This is a genomic window from Providencia sp. wls1922, from assembly GCF_009706505.1.
GTDB lineage: Bacteria > Pseudomonadota > Gammaproteobacteria > Enterobacterales > Enterobacteriaceae > Providencia > Providencia lanzhouensis.
Genome location: NZ_WLUG01000085.1, coordinates 17,093 through 28,736, shown reverse-complemented (window position 1 = coordinate 28,736; position 11,644 = coordinate 17,093). Strand labels below are relative to the sequence as shown.

11 protein-coding genes and 3 tRNA genes are annotated in these 11,644 nt (G+C 43.2%); 2 read left to right on the top strand and 12 right to left on the bottom strand.

What is annotated here, in order from left to right; all coding sequences use genetic code 11:
* Positions 1-31: 31 nt before the first annotated feature.
* The 6 genes from hflX to tsaE all read right to left on the bottom strand — a co-directional run bounded on the left by hflX (position 32) and on the right by tsaE (position 6,547).
* Positions 32-1,312, bottom strand: coding sequence for a ribosome rescue GTPase HflX (gene hflX / locus GKR71_RS09230; protein WP_036948938.1), 1,281 nt, complete (start codon positions 1,310-1,312; stop codon positions 32-34).
* A gap of 91 nt (positions 1,313-1,403) precedes the next feature.
* On the bottom strand, positions 1,404-1,700 hold the full coding sequence (gene hfq, locus GKR71_RS09225) for an RNA chaperone Hfq (RefSeq protein ID WP_006662385.1): 297 nt from the start codon (positions 1,698-1,700) through the stop codon (positions 1,404-1,406).
* A gap of 107 nt (positions 1,701-1,807) precedes the next feature.
* Positions 1,808-2,749, bottom strand: a complete 942-nt coding sequence (miaA, locus tag GKR71_RS09220; RefSeq protein ID WP_154634200.1) for a tRNA (adenosine(37)-N6)-dimethylallyltransferase MiaA — start codon at positions 2,747-2,749, stop codon at positions 1,808-1,810.
* Entirely contained in the window at positions 2,742-4,727 is a 1,986-nt protein-coding gene (mutL, locus tag GKR71_RS09215; protein WP_154609536.1) for a DNA mismatch repair endonuclease MutL, read from the bottom strand. The genes miaA and mutL overlap by 8 nt, the downstream gene beginning before the upstream one ends.
* Before the next feature lie 12 nt (positions 4,728-4,739).
* The gene (amiB, locus tag GKR71_RS09210; RefSeq protein ID WP_036948929.1) at positions 4,740-6,068 is read right to left on the bottom strand and encodes an N-acetylmuramoyl-L-alanine amidase AmiB; all 1,329 of its coding nucleotides are present in this window, start codon (positions 6,066-6,068) and stop codon (positions 4,740-4,742) included.
* Positions 6,069-6,082: 14 nt separating this feature from the next.
* A complete protein-coding gene (gene tsaE, locus GKR71_RS09205) occupies positions 6,083-6,547 on the bottom strand; it encodes a tRNA (adenosine(37)-N6)-threonylcarbamoyltransferase complex ATPase subunit type 1 TsaE (protein WP_036948926.1) in 465 nt (154 codons plus the stop codon).
* A gap of 214 nt (positions 6,548-6,761) precedes the next feature.
* On the opposite strand from tsaE, the gene queG reads away from it, so the two are divergent.
* Positions 6,762-7,919: a tRNA epoxyqueuosine(34) reductase QueG gene (gene queG / locus GKR71_RS09200; protein ID WP_154634199.1), complete on the top strand. Its 1,158-nt coding sequence runs from the start codon at positions 6,762-6,764 to the stop codon at positions 7,917-7,919.
* Positions 7,920-8,620: 701 nt separating this feature from the next.
* On the opposite strand, the gene GKR71_RS09195 is transcribed toward queG, so the two are convergent.
* The 6 genes from GKR71_RS09195 to orn all read right to left on the bottom strand — a co-directional run bounded on the left by GKR71_RS09195 (position 8,621) and on the right by orn (position 10,435).
* Positions 8,621-8,696 (bottom strand) — tRNA-Gly (locus GKR71_RS09195).
* Positions 8,697-8,752: 56 nt separating this feature from the next.
* A tRNA-Gly gene (locus GKR71_RS09190) sits at positions 8,753-8,828 on the bottom strand.
* 40 nt (positions 8,829-8,868) lie between these two features.
* A tRNA-Gly gene (locus tag GKR71_RS09185) sits at positions 8,869-8,944 on the bottom strand.
* 222 nt (positions 8,945-9,166) lie between these two features.
* Positions 9,167-9,574 carry a type II toxin-antitoxin system tRNA(fMet)-specific endonuclease VapC gene (gene vapC / locus GKR71_RS09180; RefSeq protein ID WP_036948921.1) on the bottom strand — a complete coding sequence of 136 codons (408 nt, stop codon included), beginning with the start codon at positions 9,572-9,574 and terminating at the stop codon, positions 9,167-9,169.
* Complete coding sequence (gene vapB, locus GKR71_RS09175; protein WP_036948919.1) at positions 9,567-9,809, bottom strand: type II toxin-antitoxin system VapB family antitoxin; 243 nt, start codon at positions 9,807-9,809, stop codon at positions 9,567-9,569. Before vapB ends, vapC begins: the two co-directional genes overlap by 8 nt.
* 83 nt (positions 9,810-9,892) lie before the next feature.
* Complete coding sequence (gene orn, locus GKR71_RS09170; RefSeq protein WP_036948917.1) at positions 9,893-10,435, bottom strand: oligoribonuclease; 543 nt, start codon at positions 10,433-10,435, stop codon at positions 9,893-9,895.
* Positions 10,436-10,572: 137 nt separating this feature from the next.
* Here orn and rsgA point away from each other — a divergent pair, with 137 nt between their 5' ends.
* Positions 10,573-11,625, top strand: a complete 1,053-nt coding sequence (gene rsgA / locus GKR71_RS09165) for a small ribosomal subunit biogenesis GTPase RsgA (protein ID WP_036948915.1) — start codon at positions 10,573-10,575, stop codon at positions 11,623-11,625.
* Positions 11,626-11,644 lie beyond the last annotated feature (19 nt).

Genomic DNA, 11,644 nt, shown 5'->3' with positions numbered 1-11,644 from the left:
ATTCAGTCAACTAACTGTTTTAACATCATTTTTAAACAACATAGTTAGGTAATTGTTGCTCCTGCTTACATAAACGTCGCCAATCCACCATTGGCATACGCACCTCAAGTCCAATAGTGCCGTCTTCTTCTTGCCATTCACGTTCGATGGATTGAAGTTGATAAAAACGACTCCGTAAGCGACCTTCATTCGGCGGTAAACGCAATTCAAAATGTGCGATCTCACCTGAAAGGCATTCCGTTAATGCTTGAAGCAACAAAGGGATACCTTCACCTGTTTGCGCTGAAACCCAGACACGAACCGGCTTGTTATCCTCATCTCTGTCAATACGCGGGACAAAATCGCCGAGCATATCAACTTTGTTCATCACTAAAAGTGTTGGGATTTCATTTGCTTCGATTTCTTCCAGCACACTGTCAACCGCTTGGATATTTTCATCCAGTCGGACATCAACTGCATCAATCACATGGAGTAGTAAAGTGGCTTCACGTGTTTCTTGCAGAGTTGCTTTAAATGCAGCAACTAGATCATGTGGAAGGTGGCGAATAAAACCCACGGTGTCCGCTAAAACGACAGTTCCTACATCATCAACATCGATACGACGTAAAGTAGGATCTAACGTAGCAAACAGTTGGTCTGCTGCGTAAACATCTGCCGACGTCATCCGATTAAATAAACTGGATTTTCCGGCGTTGGTATAGCCCACCAAGGAAACAGTTGGAATATCTGCTTTGCTTCTTGATTGGCGACCTTGCTCACGCTGTTTTTCGACTCGTCCGAGACGAGATAAAATCTGTTTGATTTTATCTCTGAGTAATCGGCGGTCAGTTTCAAGCTGAGTTTCGCCGGGACCACGTAAACCAATCCCGCCTTTTTGTCGCTCAAGGTGCGTCCATCCTCTCACTAAGCGAGTGGATAAATGCCGTAATTGAGCTAATTCAACTTGAAGTTTACCTTCATGCGTACGCGCACGTTGTGCAAATATATCTAAAATTACCCCTGTACGATCAACGACCTTACATTGGCAAACCCGTTCGAGATTACGTTCTTGAGCAGGGCTAAGCGTGTGGTTAAATAGCACCACATCCGCACCACTAGCTTCGACGGCTTCAGCGATTTCTTCAGCTTTCCCTTCCCCAACGAAAAATTTTGGGTGGGGAGCCTTACGGCTGCCAGTTACTATTTGTACAGGTTTAACGCCAGCAGACGTCACTAAAGACTCAAATTCTGCTAAATTATCAACGTCTTTTTCTTGATCAAAAAAGACATGAACCAGTACAGCTAGTTCACCGCCTTCATACCTATCAAACAAGGTGTAACCTCTTAGGCTAAACAATAATTGCAAAGGAAAAACACAGGTATAGTCTCCCTACCCATGCTTTCCTTGTTTTTAGCGTACAGTCTTACTCAGCTGATTCGCCATCTTGCCCAGCAGAAGCACCACCGTGGTAGTTGCCATTGCCAGCGCCAGCAGTACCAGTACCGCTATGATGAGAAACAGGGCGTGCTGGAACCACAGTAGAGATAGCGTGTTTATAAACCATCTGGCTAACTGTGTTTTTCAGCAAAATAACAAATTGGTCAAAAGATTCGATTTGACCCTGCAATTTAATACCATTAACTAAATAAATAGAGACCGGAACCCTTTCACGACGTAATGCGTTCAGGAACGGATCTTGCAAAGATTGCCCCTTAGCCATTCTATGTTTTCCTTATTTTGTTGTTTTTTAAATGAGAATCTTACGATTCCTAAAAATTACTACTCAAAAATTACGCTTAACGCTTTAATTGTACACAAAGAATAGCCCTATGCACTAATAACCTGTATAACGGTGTCAAGCGCTTGCTGAGGTTGTTCACTATCTAACCGATGAACATTGTCCCAGCTTCTCAACCAAGTGATCTGCCGTTTAGCCAATTGGCGCGTCGCGCAAATCCCTCGATAAACCATTTCATCATAATCTATTTCACCATCGAGATAAGACCACATTTGCCGATAACCTACACAACGAATGGAAGGTAAATCAACATGAAGATCACCTCGTTGGTATAGCGCTTTAACTTCGTCTTCAAACCCTGCTTCTAGCATTAAACGAAAACGACGTTCGATACGCTCATGTAAAATTTTACGATCTTGTGGCTCAATAGCAAACTGAAACACATTATAAGGCAATTCTGTGCCTGCTGTTTGAGTCATTTCAGTCAAAGTTTGTCCCGAAATGAGATGTACCTCTAAAGCTCGGGATAATCTTTGTGGATCATTAGGATGAATACGTGCCGCAGAGACGGGATCGACCTCAGCCAAACGACGATGAACCTCACCCCAACCTTGTTCTTGCGCTATCTTCTCAATTGCCTCACGAACTTCTGGAGAGGCTGATGGCAGCGGTGATAACCCTTCTAATAAGGCTTTAAAATAAAGCATAGTGCCGCCGACCAGTAATGGAATCTTACCTTGAGACGAAATTTCATCCATTACATTTAATGCATCACGACGAAAATCAGCCGCAGAATAAGGCTGAGATGGATCGAGGATATCTATCAAATGATGCGGGGCTTGGCTAAGCTCTTCTTGAGTAGGCTTCGCGGTACCAATATCCATTCCTCGATAAATCAATGCCGAATCGACACTAATAATCTCCACAGGCAAATGCTTGCGTAATTCGATGGCCAATGCCGTTTTGCCCGAAGCCGTTGGCCCCATTAAGAAGATGGCATTTGGTTTTTGTTGAGTTACTAAATCACTCATTTGTCAGTGTAGCTACCACGGGTTGTAAATTAATTAATTGTAATAATGTTGGCGGTGGATTTGTAACCCACTGCGGACAGATCCGCTCAACATCAGCCAGTAATTGAACTGCTTGCGCCAAACTCCAACTTTCTTCGTTTTTTGCCTGAGAAATCGCATTTGCTAGCCATTTCGCGATATTTTCATTCGAGACACTCTCTTTTGCTGACAAAAATACGATTAAATCAGAAAAAAGCTGCGATAAATTTTGCGTTCTTAACGGTAACGATACCGTATGAATTGTTACTTTTCCATGAAATATCGAGGCATCGATACCAAATAGTGTCAATTGTTCCTTATAACGTTGCAAAACCTCTATTTCGTCACTTTTTAGTGACAATTTTAAGGGAATTAGCAACGGTTGAGGTTTTAATCCACCATTTTCTGGCGTTAATTGAGCCAGCTTGAGTAAGTAATTCGCTTCATTCAAGGATAACAGGATTATCCCTAATGAAGACTCAATTAATGCAAAGTTTTTTGCGTAAATTGTCAATACTTTACCGAATTGGTAGTTATCCGCACTTTTCGCTACAGATTGGCTGTCTACAACATTGACACTCAACGGCTTTCTTTCAGGAAATAATGGTTTTTTATCTTCAGGCGCAACGGGAATCGACATCAAACGTTGATATAGCTCTCCCGTTTTGCGTTCATAGCTTGGCTCTGGGCGGCTGTAGTTTGGTTGTGAACGGTTATAGCTTGGTACTGGGCTGGATTTGTCTGCATTGTCTGAAGCAAAAGAGCGACTTTTGCCCATTACTGATTCACTTCGTGGTTCATCATAAGAAAGTGAAGGCTCTTTAGCATGAATCCGTTGAGATCCTTGCGGTTTATCTATTTCTGGTGAAGCAGGAGATGCAAAGTAGTTATCTCCTGCAGATGCACGGTTTTCAACTTCATTGGATACTGGCTCTATTCCAGGAAGTTCATTTTCCGTCAGCGCATTAAGCAATACAGTACGTACCGCTTGATAAATGAAATCATGCACTAATCTGGCTTGATGAAAACGCACCTCATGTTTAGCGGGATGGACGTTCACATCCACTTGCTTTGGATCGATGGTCAAATACAGCACATAAGCAGGTTGTTGATTCTCATCCAAATGACCTTCATAAGCTTGACGGATCGCATGGTTGATCAGCTTATCGCGCATCATACGACCATTCACATAGCAATACTGAATATCACTGACTCCGCTAGACGTCGTTGATGGTGTAACCACCCAGCCTTTGATTCCTAAATCACTGTGCTCCCATGAAAGCGCTAACGCGCCTTGCATAAAGCCCGTTCCACAGATTGTGCCTAAACGGCGCTCTTGCTGGTTGGCATCTTGCGCTGCACGATACTGCTTAACTAACTTGCCATTGTGCGACAAATTAATCGCTACATCAGGGCGGGAAAGTGCAATTCGACGCACGATTTCATCAATATGCCCAAACTCGGTTTTTTCTGTGCGCATAAATTTGCGACGCGCTGGCGTATTGTAAAAAAGATCCAGCACTTCGACTGTAGTGCCATTTGGATGGGCTGCGGGTTTTACGGTCACCTGCATGTCACGACCTTCTGCATAGGATTGCCATGCCTCAGTTTGCTCTGCAGGTTTGGAGGTTAATGTCAGGCGGGAAACAGAGCTAATACTGGCAAGGGCTTCCCCACGGAACCCCATGCTCATGATAGCTTCAAGGTCATCTAATGTCGCAATTTTACTGGTGGCATGGCGCGCTAAAGCGAGGATCAACTCATCTTTGTTGATCCCACAGCCATTATCTCGAATACGGATCAGCTTTTCCCCTCCTCGCTCAATCTCGATATCGATACGAGTTGCCCCTGAATCAAGACTATTTTCGACTAACTCTTTAACCACGGAGGCGGGTCTTTCGACCACTTCACCCGCCGCTATTTGGTTCGCTAATTGAGGAGAAAGGATCTGGATTGCCATAACCTAATTCACTTATTTTGGCGCTGCTTGCAGCGGATTCGCTAAAAAGTACTGACGTAACCCTTGGTGAATACCATCAGCCACTTTTTCTTGATAATCATTGGACTTCAATAGCTGCTCTTCGGATGTATTACTGATAAACCCAGTTTCCACTAAAATGGATGGAATATCGGGAGAACGTAGTACGCCAAGGCTCGCATGTTCTGGCGTTTTCTTATGAATATTACCAATTTTTCTGAGCTGCTGAATGACATGAACGGCAACATCGTAACCCACACGTTGTGAGTGCCCAAACTGTAAATCCAATACCGCTTGGCTTAAATACGGATCTGCACCACTAAGTGCGTCACCCGCCCCACCAAGAAGTTCAGATTGTTTTTCACGTTGCTCCAACCAACTACCTAATTCACTGTTTGCTCGGCGATTAGATAGTACCCAAACGGATGCCCCACGAGCGCTACTGTTTGGTGCTGAATCAGCATGAATAGAAACCAGCATGTTGGCGCCTTTCTTACGAGCAACGTCTGAACGACCGCTGACGGAAATAAAATAGTCTCCGTCCCTTGTCATTACAGGCTTAAACATCGGATCTGCATCCAGTTTTTGATACAATTTACGCGCCACACTTAGTGTCACGTCTTTTTCTTTATAACCGTTTTTACCAATCGCACCTGGGTCTTTTCCACCATGACCCGCATCAATCGCAATCACCACCTGCTTAGTGCCTTTTGGCAAGGTTTTGGTTGGTGTTGCAGGGGTTGATGGCGTGGTCGATGACGCCGCCGCTGGCGCATTCATTTTTAATGGTTTTTCTTGCACGGGCTGAACGGGCTGCGAATTACGTGTAGATGGCGTTGCCGTCGGCTGAGCTGGCATCACAGTATTATTATATGAATTTGATGTCTGTCCTTTACCTGTTGATACAGTAAAGACAACTTGGTATTGACCTGATACCTGCTGAACAACCGCTTTAGTTTTTGCCGCTTGAGAAAGCTCAAGGACGATACGTTTGTGCTGACTATCAGGTGCTTGGCTAGCGCGAACTTGCTTCACCAAGTCCCCTTTCGGTAGCTTAAGTGGTAAGCCAATAATTTCACCACGTTGCTGAACATCAATCACTAAGCGTTCTGGTGAGTGCAACGGGAAGTAGGAATAATCAGGCTTTCCATCAACAAATGTTAATGTCACTTGCGCCTGTGAAGGGCTATTACTAACTTGAATATTAGAGAGAGATGCAGCTTTGGCGGTTGATGTCACCAGAGCCAGAGCAAACATCATCAATAATAAGAAAAGAGAAAAAATACCCTTGGTAGTTATTCTGTTCATCGATGCATTCATCATGAGCTATATGTTCCTTAGAATACCGTTAACGCTTCCAATAACGACTCTCCGGTTGTCGAAAAAGCGACAACCCGAGCCTGACGCCCTTCATCTTGATAGGTTAAATGGATCTCCAGATCCGCTTCAGGTAAGAAGCCTTTACCCTGCTGTGGCCATTCCACTAAACAAACTGAGTTGTCTGAAAAATAGTCGCGGATCCCCATAAACTCAAGTTCTTCAGGATCGGCTAAGCGATACAGATCAAAGTGAAAAACGTGTCTATCCGCTAATTCATAAGGCTCAACGAGTGTATAGGTTGGGCTTTTTACATGGCCTTGATGGCCCAATGCTTGTAAAAATCCACGACTAAATGTGGTTTTTCCTGCACCTAAATCGCCATACAGGTTAATAACTGCGCCTTGTTTACAGGCCATAGCGATCGTGCGCCCAAGCGCGACTGTTTGCTCTTCATTAGCAAGTTGTACTGTGCGTTCTTTCATAGTTAGCGAAGCCAATTATAATGATAAAATTCATTCAATATTGATATTAACGCCTATTTTAACTCAAGCAGATCTATTTGTGTTATTTAACATTGTTGGAACATCGAGATCGGACATTTCCGAGCAAGATCGTGCCAACGCGATCCGTAGATTTTGAGAAATCCAATGATCGTGTTAGAGTGCCTGCGAATCCACTTTTACCTAGATATTTCCCATGTCCACACGCCTCGATCTCGACCTTCTTGCCCAAAATATTAAACAATGGGGCATCGATGCTGGCTTTCAACAAGTCGGTATTTGCGATACGGATCTTACCCTTGAAGAACCCAAGCTCCAAGCATGGCTGGATAAACAATATCATGGAGAAATGGAGTGGATGAAGCGCCATGGTATGATGCGGGCGAGACCCCATGAATTACACCCCAGCACACTGCGTGTCATTAGTGTTCGAATGAACTACCTTCCTGCTAAGGCAGCTTTTGCCAGCACGCTAAACAATCCAGAACTAGGCTATGTCAGCCGCTACGCCCTTGGTCGCGATTATCATAAGCTATTAAAAAAACGCTTAAAAGTGCTTAGTGATCGGATCCTCGAGTATTGCAGCCAGTTTGAATGCTCCGATGATTTGAATTTTCGCCCTTTTGTTGACTCGGCACCTATCCTAGAACGCCCGCTTGCTGTCAAAGCGGGTTTAGGCTGGACGGGTAAGCACTCACTGGTGCTTAACCAACATTCAGGCTCATGGTTTTTCCTTGGCGAATTGCTTGTCAATCTTCCTCTACCCGTTGATCAACCCGTTGAAGAGCAGTGCGGGCGCTGCGTTGCTTGTATGACAACTTGCCCAACGGGTGCAATTGTCGAGCCTTATACTGTTGATGCAAGGCGCTGTATTTCCTATCTAACCATTGAACTCGATAGTGCGATCCCCGAAGAGTTTCGCCCTCTAATGGGTAATCGGATTTATGGCTGTGATGACTGCCAACTTATCTGCCCGTGGAATCGCTTTTCTCAGTTGACGGATGAAGAGGATTTTAGCCCTAGAGCCGCATTGCATACGCCGGAGCTATTGGATCTTTTTTCATGGGACGAAGAGAAATTTCTCCGTATTACGGAAGGATCGGCGATTCGCCGTATCGGCTATATAAAATGGCTACGTAATATCAGCGTTGCTTTGGGTAATGCGCCCTATCAAGATAATATTATTCTCGCATTACAGAGTCGTCTTGGGATCAACCCTATGTTAGACGAGCACTTCCAATGGTCGATTGGACAACAACTCAAGCGTCGAGAAGAAAACCAAGTCACAATTCAAACTTCGCAACAAAAACGTCTTGTTCGGGCAATTACTAAAGGTTTACCCCGAGACGCCTAAAAAAAGTCCAGCCTTATATCCTAATCTATCAATTGTCAAACTGATGTGAATAAAATAAAAAAGTGCTTACCCGACAATAGGTAAAGGATTTGCAAGTTGTGCTAAGCACATTTTGAAGAAATAGTTTTTTACTTTAATTTCAATGAATTAAAAATAAAATTAATAATATTCATTTTGTGATAATCAAAAATTAACCAATAACTAACCTGTGGATAACTCTGTGCAGCAAAGTATTTCTGCCTAGGATAAAACGAACCTAGCCCTACTCAGGTTGTGGATAACTTTCTCATGGAGAGAAGTAATAAAAAAACGCTGAATTTTAGTTAACTAACTAAAGTAAAGTTATCAAAAAGCCAGGTTAATAAGATATTTTAACTGAACCGGTGAAAATAGGATTTTTTACCTTTCACTCGAACGTTCGCCATTTTAGCTGAAGTTCTTATAGGATGCCCTATTGCTAAGGGGTGGCTATTCTATGGCTCCCCGTCTATTAATGCAAGCAAAAAACTCACTTGGATCCTAAAAAGATCATAAAGAATAAAAGGATCGTGGCCAAGGAAGGTAAAAGCTGCTTTTGTGTAAATAATGAACGCTAAAAGGCGAATAAGTATTAACGCGTAAGCACAAAACTAGCGTTTAATAGAATGTTTATTAGGGGGTAATACAGAAAGAAAAACAAAAAAAATTGAGAGGTAAAAATTTGGAGCGGGAAACGAGACTCGAACTCGCGACCCCGACCTTGGCAAGGTCGTGCTCTACCAACTGAGCTATTCCCGCATTTGGTGGGTACTGCTTTTGCTAAAAACTATTATAACTAAAGCACTAAGAAAGTTTGGAGCGGGAAACGAGACTCGAACTCGCGACCCCGACCTTGGCAAGGTCGTGCTCTACCAACTGAGCTATTCCCGCATTCCGAAAATAGTGCTCTAGCTAAAACATCAAGAAAATTTGGAGCGGGAAACGAGACTCGAACTCGCGACCCCGACCTTGGCAAGGTCGTGCTCTACCAACTGAGCTATTCCCGCATAACCAATTCTTGGTGCCTTAATCGTGCCAATAAAATCACAAAAACTTCATCGGTACGGGGAGCGCATTATACGAGAAATTAAGATACTAGCAAGCGTTTGAACTCAAATTTTTTATTTTTTTGTTCGTTTGATGATAAAACAATCATAGTGATGATTTTGTCGTCGCCGTTTGTTAAATAAGCATTTCAAGGTGTTAAGTTTGTTAACCTTAGCGCCTTTTTATGATGAATTGACCCAATCCTCTAATCTTAAACCATCAACCCTTTCAAACTCGCGAGTATTATTTGTAACGACGATAAGCCCTTTGCTTCTAGCGTGAGCCGCTATGTGTAGATCATTTTCCCCGATTTTTTTACCTTGTTTTTCGAGATTTGCTCGAATATCACCGTAATGACAAGCGGCCGCTTCATCATAAGGCAACACGCAAAGCCGAGAAACGAAATCATTAACAACAGCTAAATTTCGTTCTGGATTCATGCTTTTTTCTGCACCAAAAACCAGCTCTGCTAACGTAATTGTTGAAATTGCCAATTGGTCAGCATGCTGGTTAAACTTTGGTAATAATGCTGCAGGTCGTCGTTTGATGGTGAAAATAACAATATTAGTATCAAGCAAGTATTTAATCATCGAAAGATTCTCTTGGGGTAGGAACTTGCTCTGCTCTCGAAACTAAAAAATCATCCGTGGCCGAAGTTTCCGTTAAAAAGAAGCTATCCCACGTATTTTGCAGTGGTGTAATAATACGCTCTTTACCTTTCATTCTAACGGTGACTTCTTTCACATCATCAGGAAACCGTAACTCTGCGGGTAAACGAACATTTTGAGTCCGATTACTCATAAAAACCTTACTGTGTAGGATCATGATGATTCCTCCTAAATAGTGCCATATAGCTTGAGTATATAGCACCATTAGGATTGCTGCAATATTGAGCACTTTAGAGCAAGTTATTTAATAAACGTTTCTCGGTAATATACCAGCTCAGCGATTGATTCGCGGATATCATCCAGCGCTTGGTGGGTATTTTTCTTTGAGAATCCGGCGAGGATCTCAGGCTTCCAGCGGCGGGCTAACTCTTTTAATGTACTCACATCAAGATAGCGGTAGTGAAAATAGCTTTCTAACTCTGGCATATAATTAAATAAGAAACGGCGGTCTTGCCCTACGCTATTCCCACAAATAGGCGATGCGCCTTTTGGTACCCATTTCTCTAAAAATTCAATGGTCGCCAGCTCTGCTTCACGCTCACCAATAGAACTTTTACGAATACGCTCGACTAAGCCGCTATTAGTATGGGTGTTTACATTCCACTCATCCATCAATGCCAACTGCTCTTCGGTTTGGTGTACCGCGATAACAGGGCCTTCGGCTAAGATATTCAGGTTACTGTCAGTCACAATAGTAGCGATTTCAATAATACGATCACGAATAGGATCGAGCCCGGTCATTTCTAAATCGATCCAAATTAAATTATTCTCATTCTTTTGCATGATATGCCCTAACTGAATACGGTGGAGTTAAGGTATGATAACACCCTTCGTTCTATCCGTTATAGGTATGTTGTTTTTCAATAATATCCCTATCGGTTATAATATAGACGCCAAATTATTTAAGTGAGAGAGGTCAGGTGGCTAAGCAGAAACTTTCGAAAGGCCAACAGCGCCGCGTGCAAGAAAATCATCAAAAAAGACTCAAAAAGCAAAAAACTATTGAGATTGATGATAGCCAATTAGGTGAGGCTCAAGAGGGCTTAGTGATTAGCCGCTTTGGTCAACATGCGGATATTGAAGCCTCAGACGGCACTATACAGCGTTGTAACCTGCGTCGAACCATCTCATCTTTAGTGACCGGGGACAAAGTTGTCTGGCGTCCTGCGCTAAACACACAGAGTGATATCAAAGTGAACGGTATTGTCGAAGCCGTTCATGAGCGCCACTCCGTCTTAACTCGTCCTGATTATTATGATGGGTTAAAACCTATCGCCGCCAATATCGACCAAATCGTCGTGGTTTCTGCGATTTTACCTGAATTATCGCTTAATATTATCGACCGCTACTTGGTCGCCTGCGAAACCACAGGGATCCAGCCGATTATTGTCTTAAACAAAGTTGACTTGCTAGATGAAGAAAATCGCGAGTGGGTCAGTGATTTAATGACAATTTATAGCGATATTGGCTACCAAGTGCTTGAAGTTTCCAGCCATACCGGTGAAGGCATGGAAGCACTTACTAACACGCTATCCGGTAAAGTGTCGGTCTTTGTTGGTCAATCTGGTGTCGGTAAATCCAGTTTATTGAATACGCTGTTACCTCAAAATGAGGCCGCGATCTTAGTCAATGATGTCTCTGATACCTCGGGCTTAGGGCAACACACCACGACTGCATCCAGGCTGTACCACTTCCCACAGGGTGGTGATGTCATCGATTCACCGGGCGTGCGTGAATTTGGTCTCTGGCATCTGACAAAGGAACAAGTGACCAAAGGATTTGTCGAATTTAAAGATTACCTTGGTGGCTGTAAATTCCGCGATTGTAAACACTTAGATGACCCCGGCTGTTTACTGCGAGACGCAATGGAAGACGGCAAAATTGCCGAATCACGCTTTGAAAACTATCACCGTATTTTAGAAAGTATGGAACAAGTTAAACTGCGTGGTAACTTTACCGCTAAAGAGAAATAATCCCCGAAATCAGTCTAAA

Coding starts and splice junctions, on each gene's coding strand:
- tsaE (WP_036948926.1), bottom strand. CDS start 6,547: ATGAAAGAACGCACAGTACAACTTGCTAATGAAGAGCAAACAGTCGCG.
- queG (WP_154634199.1), top strand. CDS start 6,762: ATGTCCACACGCCTCGATCTCGACCTTCTTGCCCAAAATATTAAACAA.
- amiB (WP_036948929.1), bottom strand. CDS start 6,068: ATGATGAATGCATCGATGAACAGAATAACTACCAAGGGTATTTTTTCT.
- orn (WP_036948917.1), bottom strand. CDS start 10,435: ATGCAAAAGAATGAGAATAATTTAATTTGGATCGATTTAGAAATGACC.
- mutL (WP_154609536.1), bottom strand. CDS start 4,727: ATGGCAATCCAGATCCTTTCTCCTCAATTAGCGAACCAAATAGCGGCG.
- hfq (WP_006662385.1), bottom strand. CDS start 1,700: ATGGCTAAGGGGCAATCTTTGCAAGATCCGTTCCTGAACGCATTACGT.
- vapB (WP_036948919.1), bottom strand. CDS start 9,809: ATGATCCTACACAGTAAGGTTTTTATGAGTAATCGGACTCAAAATGTT.
- vapC (WP_036948921.1), bottom strand. CDS start 9,574: ATGATTAAATACTTGCTTGATACTAATATTGTTATTTTCACCATCAAA.
- miaA (WP_154634200.1), bottom strand. CDS start 2,749: ATGAGTGATTTAGTAACTCAACAAAAACCAAATGCCATCTTCTTAATG.